Annotated in this window: 24 protein-coding genes; 11 read left to right on the top strand and 13 right to left on the bottom strand. The window is 73.2% G+C overall.

Translation table 11 applies throughout. The annotated features are described in order from the left end of the window. Nucleotides 1–66: 66 nt before the first annotated feature. Both ACGFW6_RS12535 and ACGFW6_RS12530 read right to left on the bottom strand, forming a co-directional pair. Nucleotides 67–1,170, bottom strand: coding sequence for a ParB/RepB/Spo0J family partition protein (locus ACGFW6_RS12535; RefSeq protein ID WP_393507470.1), 1,104 nt, complete (start codon nt 1,168–1,170; stop codon nt 67–69). A 393-nt stretch (nt 1,171–1,563) separates the two neighbouring features. Further along, entirely contained in the window at nt 1,564–2,493 is a 930-nt protein-coding gene (locus tag ACGFW6_RS12530; protein ID WP_393507468.1) for a LysR family transcriptional regulator, read from the bottom strand. Between the two features lie 108 nt (nt 2,494–2,601). On the opposite strand from ACGFW6_RS12530, the gene ACGFW6_RS12525 reads away from it, so the two are divergent. After that, nucleotides 2,602–3,801 carry a cysteine desulfurase-like protein gene (locus ACGFW6_RS12525; RefSeq protein WP_393507467.1) on the top strand — a complete coding sequence of 400 codons (1,200 nt, stop codon included), beginning with the start codon at nt 2,602–2,604 and terminating at the stop codon, nt 3,799–3,801. Here the strand turns inward: ACGFW6_RS12525 and ACGFW6_RS12520 are convergent. Together ACGFW6_RS12520 and ACGFW6_RS12515 are read right to left on the bottom strand one after the other, a co-directional pair. Next, complete coding sequence (locus tag ACGFW6_RS12520; protein ID WP_393507465.1) at nt 3,798–4,514, bottom strand: hypothetical protein; 717 nt, start codon at nt 4,512–4,514, stop codon at nt 3,798–3,800. The genes ACGFW6_RS12525 and ACGFW6_RS12520 overlap by 4 nt on opposite strands. Beyond that, entirely contained in the window at nt 4,504–5,019 is a 516-nt protein-coding gene (locus tag ACGFW6_RS12515) for a SigE family RNA polymerase sigma factor (protein ID WP_393507464.1), read from the bottom strand. The genes ACGFW6_RS12520 and ACGFW6_RS12515 overlap by 11 nt, the downstream gene beginning before the upstream one ends. A 294-nt stretch (nt 5,020–5,313) precedes the next feature. Between ACGFW6_RS12515 and ACGFW6_RS12510 the strand changes: the two genes are divergently transcribed. After that, entirely contained in the window at nt 5,314–6,378 is a 1,065-nt protein-coding gene (locus ACGFW6_RS12510; protein WP_393507462.1) for a sigma factor-like helix-turn-helix DNA-binding protein, read from the top strand. Between the two features lie 5 nt (nt 6,379–6,383). Next, entirely contained in the window at nt 6,384–8,114 is a 1,731-nt protein-coding gene (locus ACGFW6_RS12505; protein ID WP_393507460.1) for a transglycosylase domain-containing protein, read from the top strand. Between the two features lie 150 nt (nt 8,115–8,264). Here the strand turns inward: ACGFW6_RS12505 and ACGFW6_RS12500 are convergent, their stop codons facing one another. After that, nucleotides 8,265–9,617 (bottom strand): MFS transporter, encoded by a 1,353-nt coding sequence (locus ACGFW6_RS12500; protein WP_393507458.1) that lies wholly within the window; start codon nt 9,615–9,617, stop codon nt 8,265–8,267. Nucleotides 9,618–9,864: 247 nt separating this feature from the next. Between ACGFW6_RS12500 and ACGFW6_RS12495 the strand changes: the two genes are divergently transcribed. Genes ACGFW6_RS12495 through ACGFW6_RS12485 form a run of 3 tightly spaced genes read left to right on the top strand, consistent with a single transcriptional unit; the run spans nt 9,865 to nt 11,761 of the window. Beyond that, on the top strand, nt 9,865–10,041 hold the full coding sequence (locus ACGFW6_RS12495) for a hypothetical protein (RefSeq protein WP_393507456.1): 177 nt from the start codon (nt 9,865–9,867) through the stop codon (nt 10,039–10,041). A 58-nt stretch (nt 10,042–10,099) separates the two neighbouring features. Then, complete coding sequence (locus ACGFW6_RS12490) at nt 10,100–11,128, top strand: Ppx/GppA family phosphatase (protein ID WP_393507454.1); 1,029 nt, start codon at nt 10,100–10,102, stop codon at nt 11,126–11,128. Nucleotides 11,129–11,164: 36 nt separating this feature from the next. Further along, complete coding sequence (locus ACGFW6_RS12485; RefSeq protein WP_393507452.1) at nt 11,165–11,761, top strand: isochorismatase family cysteine hydrolase; 597 nt, start codon at nt 11,165–11,167, stop codon at nt 11,759–11,761. Here ACGFW6_RS12485 and ACGFW6_RS12480 read toward each other — a convergent pair. Beyond that, a complete protein-coding gene (locus tag ACGFW6_RS12480; RefSeq protein ID WP_393507450.1) occupies nt 11,736–11,861 on the bottom strand; it encodes a hypothetical protein in 126 nt (41 codons plus the stop codon). The two genes, ACGFW6_RS12485 and ACGFW6_RS12480, sit on opposite strands and share 26 nt — an antisense overlap. A 179-nt stretch (nt 11,862–12,040) precedes the next feature. Between ACGFW6_RS12480 and ACGFW6_RS12475 the strand changes: the two genes are divergently transcribed. The 4 genes from ACGFW6_RS12475 to ACGFW6_RS12460 all read left to right on the top strand — a co-directional run bounded on the left by ACGFW6_RS12475 (nt 12,041) and on the right by ACGFW6_RS12460 (nt 14,978). Continuing rightward, nucleotides 12,041–12,361: a GYD domain-containing protein gene (locus ACGFW6_RS12475; RefSeq protein WP_393507448.1), complete on the top strand. Its 321-nt coding sequence runs from the start codon at nt 12,041–12,043 to the stop codon at nt 12,359–12,361. Between the two features lie 138 nt (nt 12,362–12,499). Further along, a complete protein-coding gene (locus ACGFW6_RS12470) occupies nt 12,500–13,069 on the top strand; it encodes a tellurite resistance TerB family protein (protein WP_393507840.1) in 570 nt (189 codons plus the stop codon). Between the two features lie 152 nt (nt 13,070–13,221). Continuing rightward, nucleotides 13,222–13,878 carry an RNA polymerase sigma factor gene (locus tag ACGFW6_RS12465; protein WP_393507446.1) on the top strand — a complete coding sequence of 219 codons (657 nt, stop codon included), beginning with the start codon at nt 13,222–13,224 and terminating at the stop codon, nt 13,876–13,878. Next, on the top strand, nt 13,875–14,978 hold the full coding sequence (locus ACGFW6_RS12460; protein ID WP_393507444.1) for a CU044_5270 family protein: 1,104 nt from the start codon (nt 13,875–13,877) through the stop codon (nt 14,976–14,978). Before ACGFW6_RS12465 ends, ACGFW6_RS12460 begins: the two co-directional genes overlap by 4 nt. Before the next feature lie 48 nt (nt 14,979–15,026). On the opposite strand, the gene ACGFW6_RS12455 is transcribed toward ACGFW6_RS12460, so the two are convergent. From ACGFW6_RS12455 to ACGFW6_RS12435, 5 genes are all read right to left on the bottom strand, one after another. Further along, nucleotides 15,027–15,545 carry a universal stress protein gene (locus tag ACGFW6_RS12455; protein WP_393507442.1) on the bottom strand — a complete coding sequence of 173 codons (519 nt, stop codon included), beginning with the start codon at nt 15,543–15,545 and terminating at the stop codon, nt 15,027–15,029. Nucleotides 15,546–15,549: 4 nt separating this feature from the next. Next, nucleotides 15,550–16,809: an SLC13 family permease gene (locus ACGFW6_RS12450; protein ID WP_393507839.1), complete on the bottom strand. Its 1,260-nt coding sequence runs from the start codon at nt 16,807–16,809 to the stop codon at nt 15,550–15,552. 318 nt (nt 16,810–17,127) lie between these two features. After that, nucleotides 17,128–18,120 carry a phosphotransferase family protein gene (locus ACGFW6_RS12445; RefSeq protein WP_393507440.1) on the bottom strand — a complete coding sequence of 331 codons (993 nt, stop codon included), beginning with the start codon at nt 18,118–18,120 and terminating at the stop codon, nt 17,128–17,130. 148 nt (nt 18,121–18,268) lie between these two features. Beyond that, a complete protein-coding gene (locus ACGFW6_RS12440; RefSeq protein ID WP_393507439.1) occupies nt 18,269–19,117 on the bottom strand; it encodes a DUF2993 domain-containing protein in 849 nt (282 codons plus the stop codon). Nucleotides 19,118–19,177: 60 nt separating this feature from the next. Further along, nucleotides 19,178–19,861: a TetR/AcrR family transcriptional regulator gene (locus tag ACGFW6_RS12435; protein ID WP_393507437.1), complete on the bottom strand. Its 684-nt coding sequence runs from the start codon at nt 19,859–19,861 to the stop codon at nt 19,178–19,180. A gap of 120 nt (nt 19,862–19,981) precedes the next feature. On the opposite strand from ACGFW6_RS12435, the gene ACGFW6_RS12430 reads away from it, so the two are divergent. Next, nucleotides 19,982–21,658, top strand: a complete 1,677-nt coding sequence (locus ACGFW6_RS12430) for an MFS transporter (protein WP_393507435.1) — start codon at nt 19,982–19,984, stop codon at nt 21,656–21,658. Between the two features lie 260 nt (nt 21,659–21,918). Here the strand turns inward: ACGFW6_RS12430 and ACGFW6_RS12425 are convergent, their stop codons facing one another. Together ACGFW6_RS12425 and ACGFW6_RS12420 are read right to left on the bottom strand one after the other, a co-directional pair. Beyond that, nucleotides 21,919–22,575, bottom strand: coding sequence for a TetR/AcrR family transcriptional regulator (locus ACGFW6_RS12425; RefSeq protein ID WP_393507434.1), 657 nt, complete (start codon nt 22,573–22,575; stop codon nt 21,919–21,921). A gap of 65 nt (nt 22,576–22,640) precedes the next feature. Then, a complete protein-coding gene (locus tag ACGFW6_RS12420; protein WP_393507432.1) occupies nt 22,641–23,888 on the bottom strand; it encodes a sensor histidine kinase in 1,248 nt (415 codons plus the stop codon). Between the last annotated feature and the right edge of the window lie 58 nt (nt 23,889–23,946).

The following is a 23,946-nucleotide window of genomic DNA, read 5'->3' as shown; positions in this document are numbered from 1 at the left end:
AGTATAAGAATGCCGATGGCCGGGAACCTATTCGGTTCCCGGCCACCGGCATTGCCCGGGCGCGCATCACGCCTCTCTCCGTTGACCTTCCAGCTCTCTCGCTATATTCAGCCAGATTTCCCCGCAGGAACGCGCCACGGCGGCGATCTCATTGACCCAGTGCGGAGGCACGCCCTCGACGCCCGCCACCACGTCCCGCGTGCCGATCGTGTGCGTGTCGTACCAGCGGAACAGGGACCTGCCCGATTCCGAGTACCGCAGCAGGGGGTCCTGCAGGAGCTTGGCGCGCAGCACCGACCAGTCGGCGGGGGCGAAGACGGCCGGCCGCGCCCGAACGGAAACGGGCTGCTCACCGACCATTCGGTCGGCCGGTGGGTCGAGTGCGCCCCGGTCGTCCTCACAAGGGGCCTCCTGTCCGGCCGGCCGCAGCTTGGGAGGGAGCGGATCCGCCCCCCGCTGGATCCGCTGGCGGACATCGCGTGCGGTGGCCACCGACACCCCGGCCTGACGTGCCACTTCCCGCAACGGCATCTCCGGATAGGCCGCGACGACCTCACTGGCGCGCAGCCGGCCCTGGCTGTAGTTGACCGGCCGGTACCTGCCGTCCCGACCCAAACGCACGTTCAACTGCGGCTGGTTCGCAGTTGAACGCTCAGTGATCGTCCTGCGCAGCGCGGCCACGGTTCTCGCGGCGAGTCCGGTGACCGCCGCGACGGCCCGGTCGGACCAGTGGGGCTGCGCGGCGAGCACCCGGCGCGCCGCCGCCTCACGGTCGGCCCGCGAGAGCGGCAGTCCGTGCGTGACGTTCTCCTGCACCGCGATGAGGAACATCAGCTCCTCCGGGCCCTCGAAGAAGCGGACCTCGATGGTCTCCCGGCCTTTCATCAACGCCGCCAGGAGACGATGCGAACCATCGATCACACGCATCGAACGGCGGTGCACGATGATCGGCGGCAACGCGTGGTCCACATCTGCAAGAGTCTGGGCATGCGAAGGGTCCTCCCCCTCCAGTCGGGGAGAGTCACCGGGCCGGATCAATTTCGTCGGAACGGCTTCGACCGGACTCAATTCGACCGATAAACCATGCTGCTCCCCGGGCTGCCGGCCAGGAATCTCATCCGCCTCGGACTGACCCTCTTCATCAGTAAGAGCCTCCCCCGTGTAATCCACTGCAGAATCCTCTCCCGAGAAATCTCCAACGCTCCCACCTGCGCTGTTCCTTGGAATACGGATCTCACTCGCCGTGCCACTTCTCTTTTGCCGTGAAGCAGAGCAACAAGAATGCCGCCGGACTGCCGTGAAGGCTACTGCAGGGTCTGCTTGCTGTCACCTGCGGTGCTGCATGACAGAGCGGGCAGGAATGTTTTCTTCGAGGGGCGACGCGAGCAACGTCATGTGATACGCGTCGCTTCAGTCAACGCGCGTGTTCGCGGGTGCAGCAGTACCGTCCGGTTCGCCCGGACCCCTGCGAGCGTGGATTTTCTCGGGGAAGCCTGACAATCGATCCCGAAATGTGCGGCGCGCCCCGCCGCACGCACTTTGCACAAGCGAGGGGCGACACCCTCAGCCCTGTGATCGCAGGCCCCGCAGGGCCGCCCGCAGGAGCATGACCAGCTCGTCGACGACCGGCGGGGGCTCGCTCGGCCGGGCGACCGCGAGGATCTCCCGGTGCAGCCGCGCGACACCGGGCGGCAGGACCACCCGCTCGACCCCGGTGTCCTGTCCCCGGCCGAGCAGCGTGGCAGGGATCAGGCCCACCGCGAGACCGGCCCGGATCATCGCGAGCATGCTGTGCAGGTCGTCGGTCTCCAGCGTGACCCGGGGCGCGATCCCGAGCTCTCCGGCCCAGCGCAGCAGCAGCCGGCGGTCGGGGTTGTGGACATGACCCGAGACCCACTCCCCTTCGAGGCAGTCGGCCAGCTCCACCGGGCGGCGGCGGCCCGGATCGGCGCCGGCGACCAGGACCAGCGGTTCGCGTCCCAGGCCGGTGACGGTCAGCGCCTCGGACGGGGCCGGCGGGTCCTCCGGCAGATAGCGGTAGGCGACGAGCAGATCGAGGTCCCCCGACCGCACCCTCGGTACACCTTCGTCGGTCTCCACGACGACGAGCCGGATCCGCGGCCCCGGGCGGCGGTCCCTGAGCGTGGCCAGGATCGGCGGGAGCAGATACGTCATCGCGCTCGGGTAGATCCCCACGCGCAGTTCGGCGATCTCCCGGCTCGCGATGGCGTGGGCGGCGTCCTGGAACCGGGCCGTCGCGTCGAACAGCGTCCCGGCGGCCCCTGCCAGGGAGCGGCCGGCGGCGGTGAGGATCAGCCGGCTGCCGGGGCGGCGGACGATCAGCTCGACGCCCAGATCGCGTTCGAGGGCGGCGATGTGCTGGGACACCGCCGAGGGCACAAAGCCGAGTTCCACCGCGGCCTGCGCCATCGAGCCCCGGCGCACCACGGCCAGGAAGGTGGCCAGGAGCTTCAGATCCGGCTGGGACTTCACCGCTCGTGAACCTTCTCTTCGGAATCCATCGCTTTACGTGTCGCGAGGTCGCCGACAGAGTAAGGGCAGTCCGACGCCAGGAACCCCGCCCGACAGAAAGCCGAGACCATGGCCATCGACGTCACCGCCCTGCGGGCCCACTTCCCCGCCCTGGACAGCGGCCTCGCCTTCTTCGACGGTCCGGGCGGCACGCAGACCCCCCGCCCGGTCGCCGACGCCGTCGCCGCGACGCTCACCGGGCCGCTGTCCAACCGGGGCACCGTCAGCCCGTCCGAGCTCAACGCCGAGCGCGCCGTCGCCGGGTTCCGCGACGCCTGCGCCGACCTGCTGAACGTGCCCGCGAACGGCGTCGTCCACGGACGCAGCGCCACCCAGCTGACGTACGACTTCGCCCGTCACCTGGCCAAGGACTGGAGCGCGGGCGACGAGATCGTGCTCAGCCGGCTGGACCACGACGCGAACGTGCGCCCCTGGGCGCAGGCCGCGGAGCGTGCGGGCGTGACGGTCCGCTGGATCGAGATCGACCCGGAGACCACGCAGCTCGACCTCGACTCCTACGAGCGGGTTCTCTCGTCCCGGACCCGGCTGGTCGCGGTCACGGCGGCCTCCAACGTGCTGGGCACCAAGCCGCCCCTGCGCCGGATCGCCGACCGCGCCCACGAGGCCGGCGCCCTCGTGTACGTGGACGGCGTCCACTACGCCGCACACCACCTGGTGGACGTACCCGCGCTCGGCGCGGACCTGTTCGTCTGCTCGCCGTACAAGTTCCTCGGACCGCACTGCGGGGTGCTCGCGGCGGCACCCGAACTGCTCGGCACCCTGCGCCCGGACAAGCTGCTGCCCTCGCCGGACACCGTGCCGGAGCGGTTCGAGTTCGGCACCCTGCCCTACGAGGTCCTCGCCGGCGTCACCGCCGCCGTCGACTTCCTCGCCGCGATGGACCCGGGTGCGGGGAGCGGGCGCCGGGAGCGGCTGACGCACTCGCTGGCCGCCCTGCACGAGCACGAACGGTCACTGCGGACGCGGCTCCAGGAGGGCCTGTCGGCCCTGGGCGACGCCGTCACCGTGCACTCGAAGGCACCCGACCGCACCCCGACGCTCCTGATGACGCCGGTGGGCCGGGACGCGCGCGAGGCGCAGGCGCATCTCGCCGGGCGCGGTGTGGTGGCTCCGGCGGGTTCGTTCTACGCGTACGAGCCGTTCACCGCGCTGAAGCTGGAGAATCCCGCACTGCGCGTGGGCCTTGCCCCCTACAACACCGTGGAGGAAGTGGACCGCTTCCTCGACGGCCTGACCGCCTTCCTCTAGCCGCTCGGGGCCCGGACCGCGCCCGCCCCGGGGGACTCCGGGGCGCTCGCGGAGGGGGTGTCGGCCGGCGGGACGACGGTCGTCACGGCGAGGGCCTCACCGATCCGGGACCGGGCGTAGAACCACGCGGCGTCCTGCGTCCCCAGGCCGATCCAGTCGCTGCCGGTCTCGAAGTCGCCCAGGGCCAGCGACTTGGTGAACGTGCCGACGTAGAAGGGCCGCTCGTCGGTGTCGCGGAGCTCGACCACGTAGGGCACGTTCACCTCGACGGGGCCCTTGGAGCGCACCTCGAAGGGCAGGTCGCGCGAGGCGTGCTTGGCGGCGACCCGCAGCGGGCCGGCGAAACCGGCCCGGCCGTCGTACTTCGACAGCACCGGCATGACCCGGCCGTCGACCGTCAGGGTGTGCCGGCGCAGATCGAGCGTGCCGACGCCGGGCGTCGGCGTGGGCGTGGGCGACGGGGTGGAGCCGGTGTGCGCCGCCGCGGGCGGGATCCGGTCGGCGGGCGGACGGTCCGGCTCCGCGCCGCGGTCCAGGTTCACCGCGAAGCCCAGGACGACGAGGGCCGCGCTCCCCGCGCCGAGTCCGAGGGCGGTACGGCGGCGGCGTCTGCGGCGTATCGCGCGGGCCCGGATCCCGGCGCCGTCGACGGCCGGAGCCGTCGCCCTGCTCGCCGCCAACTCGCGCAGCGCGGCGGAGAGTTCATCGGACACGGCCGCTCTCCTTCCGGACCGGCACGTCGGCCTCGTCCCCCGCGAGACGCTTCGCCAGTTCCGCTCGCCCCCGCGACAGCCTGGCCTTGACCGTCCCCACGGGGGCACCGGTCTCGGAGGCTACCTGTTCGACACTCAGGTCGCACAAATGGTGCAGGACGATCGCCATCCGCTGTGCCTCGGGCAGTTCGCGCAGGGCGGCGACGAGCGCGGTGTACTCGGGACCCGGGCCCGGTGCGGGATCGGGCGGCGGGGTGCGCCGCATCAGCTCCAGCCGGCGCTTCGCCCGTCGCCAGCGGCTCACCGCCAGCCGCATGGCCACCGTACGGATCCATGCCTCGGGGGCGCTGTCCGCCAGGAACCGCCCACGCCGGTCCCAGGCCCGGACGAACGCCTCCTGCACGACGTCCTGGGCCTCGCCGTGGTCTCCGGTGAAGGCGTAGAGCTGGCCGGTCAGCCGGGGGAACGCGGCGGCGTAGAACGCGTCGAACTCCTCGTCGGTCATGCCCCCACCGGATTCCCTGGCCTTTCCGTGCAACCCGGCCACCTCCGCCGTGCGTACAGGTCCCGTAGGTCGCTCCATCCACTCAGGTCGCACTCCGAGAAACGCAACCCCATCAGGAAGACGGCGCACACGGGTTCCCGGCTCCCTTTTCCGCGTGCGGGTTGGCCGCTTCCCGGCCGTGCGGCCCGACGGCTGGTCAACCTACCGGTACGGGAGGGCAGTTGCCCGTGCCGACCAGGCCGGACGCCCGCGCGTGCGGCCACGCCCGTGTTCCCGGAACGAAGGACCGCCCAGGTGCCCCCGACCCACGACGTGCTCCCCCGCCATGACTTCGCCGCGTACGCCCGTGCCCACTGGCCCCGGCTGGTGGTGACCGCTCGGCTGCTCACCGACGACGCCGAGACGGCCGAGGAGCTGGTGCGGAGAACGCTGGCGCGGATGTGCGCGTCGTGGCGCCGTGTGCCGCGCGACGACGTCGACTTCCACGTACGGCGCTGTCTGGTGCGGGGCCATCTGCGCCGACTGCGCGGCCGGCGGGCCGCGCGGCGGCGGACCGTGCTGGTGCTGCGGTTCCGGGAGGGGCTGGCGGAGGCGGAGATCGCCCAGCTGCTGGGTTGTTCGGCGGGCGCGGTGCGATCCCTCGTCCGGCAGGGGATGCGGGCGGCCGGCGCCGACTCCGCACGGCTGCGCGAGGTGTACGCCCGTGTCGTCGAGGACGTCGTCCCGTCCGAGGCGCCGCTGACCGAGATCCAGGAGCGGGGCGGGGCGCTGCGGCGGCGCCGGTCCGCCGTGGCCGCTGTCGCGTGTGCGGCGCTGGTCGTGCCGGGCGCCCTGTTCGCCGCCGACCGGATCGGGGACGGCATGGAGCAGGACGGGGCGTACGGAGTGCGGGACGAGGGCGGTGCGACGAGTCCGGTCCGGGTCGTGGCGCCGGGCGAGCGGGTGACCGCCGGGCCCGGGGTGCGGGTGTGGCTGACGGCCGACGGCGGGCACTGGGCGGTGCCCGGCTCCACCGCCGGCCCCGGTGAGCGGGACGACAGCGGCGTCCCGCTCGACGAACCGGGCGTCTCGCTGCGGATGGACAGCGTCAGAGGCGGCTTCCTGCTGTCGGGCGTCTTCCACGGACTGGACGGCGAACCGGACCGTATCGAGGTCAGGACCGGCGAGCGGCGGAGCACCGCGAAGGTCCTCGTCCTGGCGGGCAGTGAGGGCTGGGGCCTGTGGTACGCGAGCACGCCCGTGCCCGACGACGAGATGAAAGCGGTCCTGTCCACCGGCGAGGGCGCGGACGACGAGCGGATCGTCACGGTGTACGACGCCTCCGGCAAGGTCGCCGCCCGCTCCGAGCGTGAGTGGTGACGGACATGAACGACAGGACGACGACCCCGCAGTCCCCGTCCGGCGGACGGCACCGTGAGCGCACCCCGCTGCGGATCCGGTTCCGGCGCACCCGGGGCCGGCGGCTCCGCCGGCTGCTGTACGCCTTCCTCGCCCTGCTCGGCCTGCTGTGCGCGTCGGTCGTCGTGGCGTACCACCTGACGGCCATTCCGAAGCCGCACCCCGAGACCGTCACGCAGAGCACCGTGTTCCTCGACTCCGGCGGCGCCTATCTGGGCCGGCGCGGGCCGGTCGACCGGCAGGACGTCCCGCTGTCCGCGGTGCCCCGGCATGTGCAGGAGGCGGTGATCGCCGCGGAGAACCGCTCCTTCCGGACCGACCGGGGGATCTCGCCGCGGGCCATCGGACGGGCCGCGCTGGCCGCGCTGACCGGCGGCGAACAGCAGGGCGGCTCCACCATCACCCAGCAGTACGTGAAGAACGCGCTGCTCAGCCCGGAGCGGTCGCTGTCCCGCAAGGTCCGCGAGGCGCTCATCGCGATCAAGCTGGACCGCACGCGCGGCAAGGACGAGATCCTCGAGGGCTATCTCAACACCGTGTACTTCGGGCGCGGCGCGGCCGGCATCCAGTCCGCCGCGCGCAACTACTTCGGCGTGGACGCCGAGGACCTGACGGTCGCGCAGGGCGCGGCGCTGGCGTCCATCGTCAACATCCCCTCGTACTACGAGAAAGCGGGCTCCGACACGAAGGTCACCACGAAGCTGGCGGACCGCTGGGAGTGGGTGCTCGACGCGATGGTCGACAGCGGTGCCATCACCGCCGAGCAGCGGGCCGAGGCGCGTTTCCCCGCGTTCCGGTTCTATCCGCCGGGCGAGACCGAGGGACAGCGGCAGTATCTGATCGACGTCGCCGCGAAGGAGGCCGCGGACCGGCTCGGCATCACCGAGGACCAGCTCGCGAGCGGCGGTTACCACGTGACGACCACCTTCGACCTGGCCCTGCAGGACCGGGCCACGCAGCTGGTGCAGGACCGCCGTCCCGAAGGCGGGCGGAGCGTGCGGGTGCACACGGCCGTGGTGGGGCTGGCACCCGGCGACGGGGCGGTACGGCTGCTGTACGGGGGCTCGGACTACGCGCGCCAGCCGTTCAACGACGCGGTGAGCGGTGCGGTGGAGGCGGGCACGGCGCTGGAGCCGTTCGGCAAGGTGAAGTGGGGTGACCCGCTGGGCGGGCTGCTGCGGACGGCGGCGCCGACGCCGCTGAACCTGGCCTCGGCGTACGCGACGCTGGCGGCGGGCGGCCGGTACGCCGCCCCGTACACCGTCACCCGCATCACGCGGGAGGGCCGCACCGTCTACCGGGCGCGTCCGGAGGTGTCGCGTGTGTTGGACCGCAGGGAGGCGTTCCTGGCGGACGCGGGGACGGGAGCCGTGCCCACGCCGGTCGTCGTGGGCGCGGAGCCGGGTTCCGGTGTCGGCTCGCCCTCCGGCTCCTTCCCGGTGGAGGCGAAGGGCTTCACCACCGGCGGGGCGGGCGGCGGGTCCACCCGGCGGACCGTGTGGACCACCGGCTACGACCCCCGACTCGCTCTGACGGTCACCCTCTTCGCCGACCGGCCGGGCACCAGGAAGGGCACGACGGTCCCGGCCCGCCTCCCGAACGCCCCGTCGCCGACGGAGTACGCGCAGCGGCTGGCGACGGGGCTCTGGGGAGCGGCGACGAAGGAGACGTCCGGGAACGCCTCGAAGGGCGGGTGACCCGGGACGCTTCCCCTGCGGGGAGCCGCCGCGAACGCCGGTCCCCGGCCGGCCTCGCGGCGGCGGCCGGGAGGGCGGCGGCCCGGGTCTTCGCCGTGCCCGCCGTGCCGGCCGGCGCCCGCCGGCACGGCGGGCACGCGGCGACCCGCGTCACGAGCCGGCGTTCGCCGTCACGGGTGCGGGGGCGGCCTTGTTGTCGCGGCCGAGCCTGCGGGCCGCCGGGACGAGGCAGATCGCGAGGGCTCCGCCGAGTCCGGCCAGGGCGAAGGTGGTGAAGCCCCAGCTCTCGTTGCCGCTCGCGGCGAGCTCGCCGATCAGCCAGGGCCCGACGACGGCTCCGGTGCGGCCGACGCCGGTGACCCAGCCGAGGCCCGCGGCCCGCTCGCTGTCGCGGTAGACGGTGTTGGTGGCGGCGTAGACCATCACCTGCGCGCTGAACAGCCAGACACCGGTGACGGCGACGACCACGTAGGTCACTCCGAGCGGCAGGTGGGCCTTGAGCAGCAGGGCGCCTGCGGCGGTCAGCACGAACCAGATCGCCGACACGCGGACCGCGCCGAAGCGGTCGGCGACCCGGCCCGCGATGAGCAGTCCGACGATGCCGCCCGCGTTGATGACCAGCAGGAAGCTGACGGAGGAGTTCAGGCCGTAGCCGGAGGCGCGCATCATCTGCGGCAGCCAGGTGCTGATGCCGTACACCAGCAGCAGTCCGCAGAAGGAGGCCAGCCACAGCAGCGGGGTGGCCCAGCGCGACTCGGGCCGGAACAGTTCCCGTACGGCGGCGAGCCTGCCCGCCGCGCCGGCGGCCGGGGCGGCGACCTCGGTGGGCCGGGGCAGCCCGAAGCGGTCGGCGACGGCGTCGGCCTTCTCCCGCTCGCCGCGCGCCAGCAGCACACCGGGCGACTCCGGCAGCAGACGCAGCAGCAGCGGCACGGCGACGAGGGCCGGGAGCACGCCCGCCCAGAAGACCCAGCGCCAGCCGGCGGCGGGGGCGAGTGTCAGGCCGAGGCCGGTCGCCGCCATGCCTCCGAAGTGGTACGACGTCATGAGCAGACCGGTGGTCAGAGCGGCCCGGCGCGGCGGCGCGAACTCCAGGACCATGGCCAGGCACAGCGGCATGAGCCCGCCCAGGCCGAGACCGGAGACGAAGCGTCCGGCACCGAACAGGGCGATGTCGCCCGCCACCGCGCACAGCGCGGACCCGGCGGAGAACAGGCTCACGCTGGCGACGAGCATCAGCCGGCGGCCGAGCCAGTCGGTGAGGTTTCCGGCGGTGAGGGCGCCGATGAGCATGCCGAACGTGGTCCAGCTGCCGATGGTGCCGGCGCTGTCCGGGGTCAGTCCGAGCCCGGCGTCGTCGAGCATGTGCGGCATGACGGCGCCGTAGATGTTGACGTCCATGCCGTCGAAGAACACGGCCAGCCAGCACAGGGCCAGGACCGGGAACACGGTGCGGAAGGTGTGCGGGGGACGGGGCGCGGGGGGCGTGAGGGAGCGGGACATCGGCGTCCTTGTTCGCTAGGTGAAGTTTCTTTCGTCGACGACGGACCATGAGTCTCAGGTCGGGGCAGCCGGGTGTCAACGGTGTCGCGCAGGTTGACAGTGGCCGGACAGCGAAGCCCGCGACCGGTGCGGGGCAGGCGGGTGGGCGGCCTGCGGTGTTTTGCGACCGTGATCGCGGGGAACCCGGTCGCGCGTCATCGGGGGCCGGGTCCGGCCCCCTTCGTGCGGAGAGAGAAGTTGACGTGCCGTGACCGCGCGCACCGCGAAGAAGGATGTCCTGCACGTGCCGGAGACCGGCTGGATCAAGGCCCGTCATCTGCGCGGCAAGCCGATACGCACGTGCGTCGCCCCGTTCGAGGACCGGCGCTCCGCGCGCCCGGCCCGTTCCGGCAGCGAGGGGAACATCGTCCGGGGTGAGGACTGAGGGCACGGCGATGGCGTTCCCGGCGCATCAGACGTGCCGTCCGGGGTACGCCGCACCCATGAGGATCAGTGTGCTGGACGCCGGCTCCAACACGGTCAGACTGGCCGTGTGCGACGTCGGGGACGGGGTGCCGCTTCCGGTGCACACCGCCAAGTGGAAGCTCCGCCTGTCCGAACAGGTCGGTGCCGACGGCTGTCTCGGTGAGGAGGCCACGGACCGTCTGGTCAAGGCGCTCCGCGCCGCCTGCGAGATGTCCCGGCAGTGGGACGCGCCGGAACCGCTGGCGTTCGCGACCGCCGTGGTGCGCGACGCACCCGACCGGCCGGACGTCCTGGGAACCGTGCACAGCCGGACCGGTCTGCGTCTGCGCGTACTGCCGGGTGAGGCGGAGGCCCGGCTGACGTTCCTGGGCGCCCGGCGCTGGATGGGCTGGCGCTCCGGGCCGCTCGCGCTCTTCGACATCGGCGGCGGCTCCCTCGAAGTGGCCTTCGGCCGGGGCCGGACACCGGACTTCGCGGCCTCGCTGCCCCTGGGCGCCCACCGTCTCACCAACGAGTTCTTCGGCTCCGAGGACCCTCCCTCGCAGGCCAACATGGTCGCCCTGCGCCGCAAGGTGCGCCATCAGCTGCGGGACGTCTCCGCCCGCATCCGCTGGGAGCATCCGCACACCGCCGTCGCGACCTCGCGGACGTTCCAGCAGCTGGCGCGGCTGTGCGGCGCCGCCCCGGGACGGCACGGCCCGTTCGTCGAACGGGTGCTGCGCCGCCAGGACCTGCGCCGGGCGATCGTGCGGCTGGCCGGGCTGTCCGCCATCGAGCGGGCCGGACTGCCCGGCATCTCCGGCCCGCGGTCCCGGCAGAGCCTGGCCGGCGCGATCATCGGGCACGCCGCGATGAAACTGAGCGCCGTGAAGAGCCTGATGATCTGCCCCTGGGCCCTGCGCGAGGGCATCCTCCTGCGCTATCTGGAGGACGGGGCCGACTGGTGGGCCGACCTGGAGCGGCCCGAAGCCACCAGAACGCACCGGGACGGCGCGCCGGCCGACGCACGCCCCCTGCGCGTGGCCACGCCACCGGCGATGACCTGAGGCACCACCACGACGACCGGATCGAACAGAACGGACATGGCACGGACGGCACGGACAGAGGACCGGCGGAGCGGGCCGGGCGGGCTCGCACTCGTCGTGGTCGACATGATCAACACGTACGACCACGAGGACGCCGAACTGCTCGTGCCGTCCGCGCGCGAGGTCGTACCCGTCCTGTCGGGGCTGATCGACCGGGCCCGTGAGGCGGACGTACCGGTGATCTACGCGAACGACAACTTCGGGCTCTGGCGCTCCCACCACGGCGAACTCCTGGACACCGCGCTGGCCCGGCCGCACGCCGACCTGATCGCGCCGATCCGCCCCGACGAGCGCTCGCTGTTCGTCGTCAAGGCCCGCCACTCCGCCTTCTACGAGACCCCGCTGTCCTACCTCCTGTGGCGGCTGGAGGTAGGACACGTGGTGCTGGCCGGTCAGGTCACCGAGCAGTGCGTCCTGTACTCCGCCCTGGACGCGCACATCCGCCACCTCCAGGTGACGGTGCCCAAGGACGCGGTGGCCTCCATCCATCCCCATCTGGCCTCCGCGGCGCTGGAGATGATGGAGCGCAACATGGGCGCGCACATCCGCGACGCGAAGGAGATCGACTTCACCCGCGCGCGAAGCGGTACTTGAGGTGGGTGGCGAGGGGCGTCGCGACGACCCTGAGCGGCTCCAGGTCCCGCCGCCCGGGGCCGAGTCCCTCGAAGAGCCGTAGTCCCGCGCCGAGGAGCACGGGTACGCACATTCGACACGTGGGCGTCGGCCAGGAGAGCGCCCGCGACCCGGCGACGGGCGTCCTGGAGAGCGGTCCGGCTGCCAACGGGTGAACCTGCCGTCCGGCGGGTGGCGGCCGGTCCGGCAGCGGGAAGGCCCTTGCGCATACCGGACCAGCGACGGGCAGGGAGCGTCCCGATGCCGAAGTTCCTCATCCAGGCGACCTACACCTCCGAGGGCACCAAGGGGCTGCTCAAGGAAGGTGCGAGCGGCCGCCGCGCCGCCGTGGACCAGGTCGTCAGCGGCCTCGGCGGCAAGGTCGAGGCCATGTACTTCGCGTTCGGGCAGGACGACATCGTCATGATCGTCGACTTCCCGGACCCGGTGTCCATGGCCGCCGTCAGCCTCACCGTCAAGGCCAGCGGGGCGCTGCACACCCGGGCCACGCCGCTGCTGACCGTGGACGAGATCGACGAGGCGTCCCGCCGCCAGGTCGCCTTCCGCGCGCCCGGGTCGTAGACCTCGCGGCCGACCGGCCTCCTCCGCGGCCGACCCGCCCCGCCGTGGAACTCCTGGGGCGGGGCGGACGTTGGCCGGATGACACGCGAAGCGCACGAGGACTACCGGAACGACCGGGCTGAAGCCGAGGTGGCACGGATGGCGATGTGGGATCGGATCAAGGACCAGGCCAAGGGACTGCAGCAGCAGGCCCAGGGCGCGCGGGGCGGTGCCGGACACGGGCACGCCGGTGCGGGGTCCGGTGGACACGGACGGCCGGGCGGGGGATCCAAGGCACAGCTGGTCAGCGCGCTGAAGTCCCAGCTCTCCTCACTCAAGACGGAGCTGAAGAGCGGTGCCTACCGGGACGCCAGCATGGCGATGTGCGCCCTGGTCGCCGCCGCCGACGGGAACGTCGACCCGGCCGAGCGGCAGCACGTGGAGTCGCTGATCCTCAACAACGACGTCCTTCAGAACTTCCCGTCCGAGCAGCTGCGCCAGCGGTTCAACAAGCACGTCGACCAGATGTCCTTCAACTTCCAGCAGGGCAAGGCCGAGGCCCTTCAGGAGATCGGCAAGGCCGCGAAGAAGCCCGCGGAGGCCCGGGCGGTCGTGCAGACCGGTTTCGTGGTGGCGGGCGCCGACGGGTACATCGCGCCGGCCGAGGAGCAGGTCCTGCGTGAGGCGTGCCAGGTACTCGGGCTGCCCGCCCAGGAGTTCGGCCTCTGACGCGCCGGCCGCGGCGGCGGTGAGCCGCCGCGGCCCCCGCGCACGGCCGGGCGGGCCGCCCTCACGGGCACCCGGAGCGGACCCCGGCATGTGACACAGGTCACGGGAAGTCGGTCCGGGGTGCCGGACAGCTCATTGAAGTGAGCACTCCTATGCGAACCCGGGTACGGGCCGGGCAATCGAGCGCGTTCGCGGAGCTCTTCGACAGCTACGCCCGCGCCGTCTACAACCATGCCTTCCGGCTGACCGCCGACTGGTCGCTGGCCGAGGACGTGATGGCCGCGACCTTCCTGGAGGCATGGCGGCTGCGCGACAGGGTGGACCCCGAAGGCGGCTCGCTGCGGCCCTGGCTGCTGGGCATCGCCACCAACACGGCCCGCAACCAGTACCGCAGCAACCGGCGTTACCGGGCCGCCGCGAACGCCGCCGCCGCGGCCGAGCTGTCGGTGCCCGACCATGCCGACGAGGTGGCCGACCGGGTTGACGACGGCCACCGTCTCGCGCTGGCCCTGACCGCGCTCGCGAAGCTGCGCAGACCCGAACGCGAGGTCGTCACGCTCTGTCTGGGCGAGGGCCTGGACTACGAGGCCGCCGCGCTGGCCCTGGGAATCCCGGTCGGCACGGTGGCCTCCCGGCTGTCCCGGGCCCGCAAGAAGCTGCGCGCGCACGCCGGGGACGCGGCGGCGCGCCCCGCGGCCGGGACGCCGTACGAGAAAGTTCGCGGAAATCGGGAAGGCGGCCGGCCCGCCCGACAGACAAGAGGTGATCACACGAGCGTGATCCGGCCCGCACAGGAGGGAAACCGATGAACGCGAACACGCCCCGGCCGCACCCGGCCGACACCGACCGGAGCACCTCCGAGCTGCTCTCGGCAACGGCGCGTGACCTGCCGTCGGGCCGCCACGAGTTCCACAAGGAGCGTCTGATGGCCCAGATCCACGACCTGCAGCGCGACGAGCGCACCGCGACCCCCGCACCCGGGCGCAAGCGCCGCCTGCGTCTGCCCCGCCCGGCGGTCACACTGCCCCTGACGGCGGTGGCCGTGGCCGCGGCGGTCGTCGCCGGGGTGTGGCAGAACGGCGGTGGCGCCGGGGTCCGCGACAGCGGCGTCGCCACCGGACCGGCGCTGACCACGAAGATCGGCACGGCCACCACCAAGGGCATGCCCCAGCTGCTCGACCGGATCTCGCTGGCGGCGGCCGACACCTCCCACCCGGACGTCGCGCCGGGGCAGTTCATCTACATCGAGTCCAAGTCAGCCGACAGCTTCATCAAGACCGTCGGCGACAAGTCCAGCCTGGCCAGTCACGCGCTGCACACCCGTCAGGTGTGGGAGTCCGCCGACGGCACCGAGGGCTGGCTCATCGACCCCTCGGTCAACGACAGCCCCGAGGGCGAGACCCTGAGCCTGCCCGACGAGCAGGGCAACACCCCCGAGGCGACGCTGAACGCCCCCTCCTTCGACTACCTCGCCAAGCTCACCACCGACCCCGACGAACTCCTCGCGAAGATCTACAAGGAGACCGAGGGGATGGGCAACACCCCCGACCAGCAGGCGTTCACCACCATCGGTGACCTGCTCGGCGAGAGCTACCCGCCGGCCGACCTGTACCCGGCGCTGTTCAAGGCCGCCGCGAAGATCCCCGGTGTCGTCGTGGTCGACGACGCGGTGGACGCGGCCGGACGGCACGGCATCGCGGTGGCCCGGCTCGACGAGACCAGCGGCGAGCGCGAGGAGTGGATCTTCGACCGGAAGACCCATGTCTTCCTCGGCGAGCGCACCGTCCAGGTCCGCAAGGGCACCGGCACGGATGCCCTCATCACGCCCGGCACGGTCACCTACACCAGCGCGATCATGAAGCGGGCCGTCGTCGACGAGATGAAGCAGACCCCGTCGCAGACGGGCTGACCCGCGACGCCCGTACCCCTGTCGCCCCTTCGCCTGCCGCCCCTTCCCTCACCGGTGGTGCGGCGGCGGGGGCGGCATGGTCGTCAGGCCGGGGGCGGGTTCGGGCCACACCAGCAGCAGCGGACAGGCCGCGTGGTCGACGACGAACCGGCTCGCCGGGCCGAGGCTGTGCGGGCCGAGATGGGCACGGTCGCCGTCGCGGGCCAGCACCAGCAGATCGGCGCCGTCCGTCGCGGCGACGACCTCGCGCTCGACGCGGCCGGTGCGCTCGACGCGGGTGCAGGGCCGGCCCAGGCGCTCGGCCGCCGCCTGCAGGAGGCTCTCGGCGGAGGCCGCGGCGAGATGCTCGACGCGGGTGCCGGGGTCGCTCCCCCAGCCTTCGGCCGGGCGGTGCCCCATGGGGTGGCCGCGGCCCATCAGCCCGGCGAACGCGCCGTGCGCGGCGTCGGCGACATCGTGCCCGGTGACGTGCAGCAGGACGACCTCGGCGTCCCCCTGGGCGTGCGCACGCGCGGCGTCCACACAGGCGGGCCAGGTGCCCTCGACGACCCAGACGACCACCGCCATGGGATCAGCCTCCTCCGATCACGGCCAGTGAGGCCCACAGTGCCAGGACCGCGGCGCACAGGCTCGTGGGCACCGCGAGCAGGCCGAGCCGCGTGAACTCCCGCAGCTCCACCTCCGCGTCATGGGCGTGCACGATACGCCGCCACAGCAGGGTGGCCAGGGATCCGGCGTAGGTCAGGTTGGGCCCGATGTTCACGCCGAGCAGCACGGCGAGGACGGCGCCCGGGCCGGAGCCGGCGGCCAGCGGCAGCAGCACCAGTACCGCCGGCAGGTTGTTGATGACGTTGGCCAGTACGGCGGCGAGCGCGGCGATCCCGAACAGGGCCGCGAGCCCGGTGCCGTCGGGGATCAGCCACCCGAGGGCCGTGTCGAGCCCGTTGTCCACGACCGCGCGGACGACGATGCCGAGCGCCAGCACGAACGCCAGGAACGGCACCGAAGCGGAACTCAGCAGCGCCTTCGGTGTCGTACGGCGCCGCAGCAGCGCCCGCACCGCGAGCACGGCCGCGCCGGCCAGCGCCGCCCAGGCCGGGTCGACGCCGAGGGCCGAGGTCAGCACGAACCCGGCGAGTGTGCCCGCCACCGTGAGCAGCGCGAACAGGGGCAGTTCGGGGGTGTCGCCGGTGGCCGGGGCCTGGGCGCCGGCGTCCAGGTCGGTGGCGAAGAAGCGCCGGAAGACGACGTACTCGACGGCGATCGCGGCCAGCCACGGCAGCGCCATCAGCGCGGCGAACCGGGTGAAGCTCAGCCCGCTGGCCGCGAACGCCAGCAGGTTCGTCAGATTGGACACCGGCAGCAGCAGCGAGGCCGTGTTCGACAGATGGGTGCAGGCGTAGACGTGCGGCTTGGGGCGGGCGCCGAGCCGGGCCGCGGTGGCGAACACGACCGGGGTGAGCAGCACGACCGTGGCGTCCAGGCTCAGTACGGCCGTGATGGCCGACGCGGCCAGGAACACCTGTGCCAGCAGCCGGCGCGGCCGGCCGGCCGACGTACGCGCCATCCAGGCGCCGCACCACTGGAACAGGCCCTCGTCGTCGCAGAGCTGGGCGAGGACGAGGACGGCGGCGAGGAAGCCGATCACCGGCCCGAGCCGTTCGGCCTCGTCCAGGGCGTCGCCCACGGAGATCGCGCCGGTGGCCATCACGAGCGCCGCGGCGGGTACGGCGACCACGGCCTCCGGCCAGTTGAAGGGACGGACGACGGCGCAGACCAGCACGAGCACGAGCATGGCCACGGACAGGGTCTCCGCGAGCGGGGTGTTCAGCGTCGGGTCCTTCCGGGCATTGCGGATACCGGCGAGCGGCGACGGACGCCCCGCCGGTGGCTCTCGCCGCACGGTACTCCGTCGAGGTGAGCGATCCCCTCACCCCAAGGCGCCTGCCCCCCGGTCGGCGCTCCCCCGGGGCACCTGCACCGACGGCCCTTCGCCGGCCGCCCGGGCGCACGCACTTCCGCCGCGCTCCCCCACATCCACCCCAACCCACCACCCCCGGCGAGGTGTCGCCGGCTACCCCAGCCCACCACCTCCGCCGCGCTCCCCCACAGCCACCCCAACCCACCACCCCCGGCGAGGTGTCGGCGGCTACCCCAGCGCGCGTACCCCGGCGAGGTTGTCGTCGAGGGTGCGGCGGCAGGACGCGAGATGGTCGGAGCCGAAGCCGCGCGGACCGCACTCCACGACGAGCAGCAGGCCGAGGTACAGGTGGTACAGGGCCAGGCGGTGGCGGAGGGCGGGGGTGAAGTCGAGGGTGCCGCCTGCCTCGGTGTAGCCGGCGACCAGGTCGCTGTCCGGGCCGGTGGGGCCGCCGTAGGCCAGGGAGACCAGCTCGGCCGCCGGGTCGCCCCAGAACGCCCGTTCGTGGTCGATGAGTCCGGTGACGCGGGGCCGCCGGCCGCCGGCGCCGGCGTCGATGAAGATGTTGCCCGGCCACAGGTCGGAGTGGACCAGCCGGGGTTCGGTGACCTCGTCGAGCGCGTCGGCGCCCTCGGCGACCAGGGTGCGGATGTCGGCGGGCGGCACACCCAGCGGTGCCCCCCAGCGCTCGGCGTCGTCCAGGAGCGCGTCGACCATGGCCGTGAACGCGGTCCGCCAGTCCGGGGCGGACAGCGCGGACTCGGCGGCCGGGTAACCGAACCGGCCGTCCTCGGAGGCCAGGGTGTGCAGCCGGGCGGCGACGGCGCCGAGTTCGCGGCGCAGCGCCCGCTGGATCGGCGCGGGCAGCCGGTCGCCGGCTTTGTCCCAGGGAGTGCCGTCCAGGACGGAGACCGCGAGGAACTCCTCACCGGCGTGCAGCAGTTCGGGCGTCGGCACACCGCCGCCGGGGAGCCGCGCGATCCGGCGGTAGACCATGGCCTCGGTCGCGAGGATGCCGCGCTCGTACCGCAGGACCTCGGCGTCGGGCAGCGGGGCGACCTTCACGACGGCGGGCCGGCCGTCGTCGAGCAGCACGCGGTACGCCGTGTTGAACCAGCCGTCGGTCAGCTCCGCCTCCAGGCGGCACCCGATGCCGAGGGAACCCAGGAGCAGGGCGTCGAGGTCCCCGGGAGACAGATGGCGCTTGGTCAGGCTCTGCATGGCGGCACGCTTTCGGACGGCGGGAGCGACAACGAGTCGATCGCGGGGCGCCGGCGCGCCACCTGCGGGAGCGACGACGCATCACTTGCGGGAGCGCTCCCACACTGCCGACCGCGCCGCCGCCCGGTCAAGGGTGGCGGCGCGCCGCTCACGCCTCCTCGGGCCGGAAGGTGACCGAGCGTCCGGTGAATTCGGCGTCGAGACCTTCGGACGTGGTGGTGACCGAGCGCAGTTGGAGGCCGTCGGGGATGTTCCGCAGCTGGACCGGCCGCTCGAAGACCTTGTCGAGGATCACGCTCCCGGCGGCGGGCAGCGAACCGGCCGTGACGGCGAAGTCCTTGAAGGCGATGCGGTTCCCGGGGACCGCCGAGACGGTCGTGGTCACGGTGACCTCCTGCCCCAGCGGCAGCAGGACGACCGCGTTCACCCGTCCCGGGCGGTCGCCCTGCGAGATCTCCAGGCCGAGGGCGTCGGAGACGTCCGGGTAGGACAGGAAGGCGCCGGCCCGCGCGCTGCGGGCCCGGGCCTCGCTGTCGTCGTCCGCCTTCGTCAACCCGTCGAGCCGCAGGGCGAGTTCGGACACCGGCAGCGGGCGGGTGCCGCCGTGCGCCGGTATGTCGTGGGCGGTGATGTCGACGTGGCGCAGCGTGCCGGAGGCGGCCTGGGTGATGACCGGGAAGCCGCGCACCTCGACCTTCGGCGGCTCGGGCGTGTTCATGCCCTGCTGGAACGCCTTCGCGGTACGGGACTCGATGCGCGCGGCGACGGCCCGGTCCACGGCGACGGGGAGAAGGGCCAGGGTCACCAGGGCGGCGGTCACCAGGGCGAGCGACCGGCGGCGGCCGGGCCGGGGACCGGGGAAGTACGGCTCCCCGGGGTCTTCGGGCACCTCGTGCGCGGCCCCGTACGCGTGTCCGCCTTCCTGGAATCGGCCGTACTCGTTGCCGTGGTCGTAGTCGTATGCGTAGTCGTCGTGTCCGTGCCGGCTGCGGTGCATGGGAGTGCCCTCCTCGGTGGGTCGGTCGTGGGGTCGGTCGGCGTTTCGGGGGAGCAGGGGTCAGGGGTGCCGGCGGGTGCGTGGGGCGGCCGGGAGGCGGCCGGGGTCGTGCAGCCGGCGCACGGTGGCGGTGGCGGTGGCGCTGTCGACTCCGGCGGCGATCAGCGCGGAGGTGGCGGCGCCCGAGCCGTCGTCCGCCCAGATCCCGGCGTTGACGGTGCCGAGGAGCGCGAGCAGATGGGCCTCGATGGCGGCGCTGAGCGGGCCGGGCGGGACGACCGTGTGGAAGACGCCCCGGCGCTGGCCCTCGGCGAGGATGCCGGCGACCGTCTCGCGGGCCGGGGCGAGGAGCCGGCTCACCTGGTCGGGCCCCAGGTCCTGGCGGGCGAGGCCGATCAGCGTGCGGTAGGCGTCGCCGACCGGCCAGAGGGTGAGGACGAAGCGGGCCAGGGCACTCGCGGGGCCGGCGCGGGTGCCCGGGCCCGGACCGGTCGCGCTCGCGTCGGCCATCGCCTGCCGTATCGCCCGCACCGCGTCCTCGGTGAGGCCCTTCACCAGTGCCGCCCGTCCCGCGAAGTGCGTGTACAGGGTGCGCCGCGCCACTCCGGCGGCCTCGGCGATCGCGCCGAGGCTGCTGTCGGGGTTACGGCCCAGTTCCCGCAGGGCCGCGTCGAGGATGCGGGCGCGTGTGGCACGCGTCCTGCGGCGCTGTCGTACGGGTGGCCGGTCGGTCGGGCTGCTCACGGCGGCACCTCGGTGCGAAGGGAGGGGTCAGGGGGGCGACCGAGATATTTGCACATTGACGGGTAAGAAACTAGTCTGCTCATTGATGTGCAATTAACTCGCAGCCCCCTGGGAGTCCCCGTGCCCTTCCTTGCCCACACACCCGTCGAGAAGATGACCGGGCCGTACGCACGGCGCTGGTGGGCCCTGCTCGTGCTCTGCCTGAGCCTGCTGATCGTCGTCATGGCGAACACGTCGCTGATCGTGGCCGCGCCCGACATGACCCGCGATCTGGACCTGAGCAGCAGCGACCTCCAGTGGGTCATCGACGGCTACACCGTCCCGTACGCGGCGCTGATGCTCGTGCTGGGCGCGATCGGCGACAAGTACAGCCGCCGCGGCGCGCTGGTCACCGGCCTGCTGATCTTCGCGGGCGGTTCGGTGATGGGCAGCCTCGTCGACGAGACCGGCCTGGTCATCACCGCCCGCGCGGTCATGGGCGTGGGCGCCGCCGTCGTCATGCCGGCCACCCTGTCGCTGCTGGTCGCGATCTTCCCCCGCGAGGAGCGCGCCAAGGCCATCACCGGCTGGACCGCCACCTCCGGCCTCGCCATCGCCGTGGGCCCGCTGGTCGCCGGCTGGCTCCTGGAGGACCACGCCTGGGGTTCGACCTTCCTGATCAACGTCCCCATCGCGCTGGTCGCAGTCGTCGGCGCGCTGGCGCTCGTGCCGCCGTCGAAGGCGCAGGGCATGGGCCGGATCGACTACGTGGGCGGTCTGCTGTCCATCGTCTCCGTGGGCTCGCTGGTCTACGCGGCCATCGAGGGCCCGCACTTCGGCTGGGGCACCGGCCCGATCGCCGCGGCCGTGGCCGCCGGGGTCGGCCTGCTGGCCTTCGTCGCCTGGGAGCTGCGCCACCCGCACCCCATGCTGGACGTGCGCAAGTTCGCTCAGCGACCGTTCAGCGGCTCGATGCTCGCGGTGCTGTTCTTCTTCTTCGGCACCTTCGGCGCGCTGTACTACGCCACCCAGTACCTCCAGTTCGTGCTCGGCTACGACGCGCTGGAGACCGGCGTACGGCTGCTGCCGCTGGCCGGTGCCGTCTTCGCCGGCGCCGCGGTGACCGGGCGGCTGACGCCGAAGCTCGGCGTGAAGGCCATGGTCGTCACCGGCATGCTGATCGGCAGCGCCGGCGTGTTCCTGCTCACCCGGATCGACGCGGGCTCCTCGTACACCGACTTCCTGGCGTCACTGATCATGCTGGGCTTCGCGATCGGTCTGAGCGTGTCCCCGGCCACCGACACGATCATGGGCTCCTTCCCGGAGTCCGAACTGGGCGTCGGCGGCGGCGCCAACGACACCTCGCTGGAACTGGGCGGTGCCCTGGGCATCGCGATCCTCGGCTCGCTGCTGGGCACCGCCTACCGCGACAAGCTCTCCGACCTGATCGGCGGCCACCTCCCGCAGGCCGCGCTGGACACGGCCAAGGACTCGGTGGGCGCCGGGCTGGCGGTCGCCGAGGAGGTCGCGAAGAACCCGGCGGGCGGCCGTCAGCAGGCGCAGGCCCTGGTCGACGCCGTCCACGAGGCCTTCGCGCACAGCGTCGCCCAGACCAGCCTGATCGGCGGGATCATCATGGCCGCCGGCACGCTGATCGTCCTCGCGGTCCTGCCGGGCCGCCGGGCGGCGGGCACGGGCCGGGCGGCGAAGACGCGGGAGGCCGGGGCCGGCACGACCGATGAGTCCGGGCAGCCGCGGGAGTCGGAGGAAGTGCGGGAGCCGACCGATGCGCAGGAAGCACGCTCGGGCATCGCCTGAGCGCGGCCGCCCGAGAACGGGCCGTGCCTTGAGCGGCGCACGGCCCCCGGACGGTGCCGGGAGGGGACGCCCGGCACCGTCCTTCCCACGTCCGGTCCCGCTCGTCCTCGCACCTCGGTCAGCCGTCGGCCGTGCCCGGTGTCACCTCGGCAGCCGCAGCGACGCCTCCACCACGGGCCTCGCCCGGTCACCCCACTGCGGCACGGGCCCCACCGGAAGGGACGCGCCGCCCGGCACCGGCCCCGCCCGGCACCGCCCGGTCAGCCGTCGGTCGTGCCCGGGCCGGCGTCGGAGGTCGCAGTGGCCGTCCCGACCAGGGATCTCGCCCGGTCCTCCGGCACGCCGGCCGCGATCAGCAGGGCGACGGCGACCCGGGTGCCGTCGTCCTCCAGCAGGCCGTCGTTGACCGACTCCAGCAGCGCGACCGTCATCGCTTCGAGGCCCGCGCTCATCGCCTCGGCCGGCAGATGCGTGTGGAAGACGCCGGCGCGCTGGCCGCGGTCCAGGATCGCGGTGGCCGTCGCGCGGGCCGGGGCCAGTACCTCGGCCACCCGCTGCGCGCCCAGGTCCCGCCTGGCCAGCGACAGCAGCAGCCGGTAGCGGTCGCCGACCGGCCACAGCGAGAGCACGAAGCCGGCGAACGCCCGCTCGGCCGGTTCGGTCTCCGCGAACGCCGCGACCTCCGTCAGCGCGCTGCGCAGCGCCTCGGACGCCTCCTGCGCGAGGGCTTCGAGCAGCGCCTCACGGCCGGGGAAGTGACCGAACAGAGTGCGCCGTACGACACCCGCGGCGCGGGCCAGCTCCTCCAGCGTGGTGTCCGGGTTCCGGCCGAGCTCCTGACGGGCCGTGGCCAGGATGCGCTCCCGGTTGGCCCGCGCGTTGCGCCGCAACGGCTCGCGGGCGACGGGCTTGGTCACGGGAACCTCGATGGATCGGCTGCGGACGGACGTAGCCGGATTCTCGCACGCGGCCCCCGCGCCCCTCACGCGGTCGCGTCCTCCTGCCCCGCGCCGTGCGGCTGCAACGGCAGGGCGGTCGTGACCTCGAAACCTCCCTCGGGGCGGGGCCCGGCCCGCAGTTCGCCGCCGATGGACTGGGCCCGTTCCCGCATGCCCATGACGCCGAAGCCGTGGTTCCCCGCCGTCGCGGCCAGGAGGGCGCGTGTGGTGGCGGGGCCGTCGTTGGTGACGGTGATCCGCAGCCGGGAACCGGAGTAGGCGAGCCGGACGCAGGCCGCTTCCGTGGTGGCGTGCTTGGTGACGTTGGTCAGGGCCTCCTGCACGATGCGGAAGGCGGTCAGGTCCACGCCGGGGGACAGCGGCCGCGGCTCCCCTTCCGTGGCGACGGTGACGGTGACACCCGCGGACGCGCACGCCGACACCAGCTCGGGCAGCCGGGCCAGTCCGGGCGAGGGCTCCAGCGGCGGGGAGTCCGGGTCGCCGCTGTGCCGCAGCAGCCCGAGCGTCGCCTTGAGCTCGCGCAGCGCGGAGGAGGTGGTGCCGGTGAGGTCGGTGAGGATCTGCTGCGTCTGCTCCGGGCTGGTCAGCGCCAGATGCGCGGCCGTGCCCGCCTGGGCGTTGGCCAGGGCCATGTGGTGGGCGACGACGTCGTGCAGCTCACGGGCGATGCGCATGCGCTCCTCGGTGACCCGCAGCCGGGCCTCCTCCTCGCGGGTGCGTTCGGCGTGCTCGGCGCGGGCCTGCACCGCCGCCACGTAGGCGCGCCGCAGCCGGGTCATGTTGCCGGCGGCCAGGGGCAGCAGCAGCCAGAACAACGGACCGATCGTCCTGAGCAGCAGCGACACATGCTCCATGGAGTCGGAGATCGCCGCCGCGACGATCACCGCGACCAGGGTGGTGATGCCGTAGGCGCGGGTGGTCCTGCGGTCGGTGAGGACGGCCAGCCAGTAGAGCGCCGCCATGACGGGGGCCAGCAGGAGGGGGGTGAGCAGATACCCGAACCCCACCACGATCGCGGCGCAGGCCGCGGAGACGACGACCGCGAAGCGTGGGTGCGTGCGGTGCTTCAGCAGCGCGAGACAGGCCACCCCCAGGAGGACGGTCGCGGTCCGGTCCTGGTCCGGCGGGTCGGCGCCGGGCAGGGTGAGCATGCTGCCGAGGGTCGCGCAGCCCATCAGGGCCATGACCAGCACCGCGTCGACGACGAGGGAGTGGCGGTCCGCGAAGTCCTCGACACGGTGTGCGTAGCGCCGCTCCGGGCTGGTGCTCATGGTGCTCTCCGGTCGGTGGGCTGGGTCCCATGGTGGACGCCCGCGGGTACGAACGGCC

Source organism: Streptomyces sp. Y7 (assembly GCF_043195415.1).
In the GTDB taxonomy this organism is placed as follows: domain Bacteria; phylum Actinomycetota; class Actinomycetes; order Streptomycetales; family Streptomycetaceae; genus Streptomyces.
The sequence above is the reverse complement of the archived record's forward strand: the minus strand, read 5'-3'. Positions and strand labels throughout refer to the sequence as shown.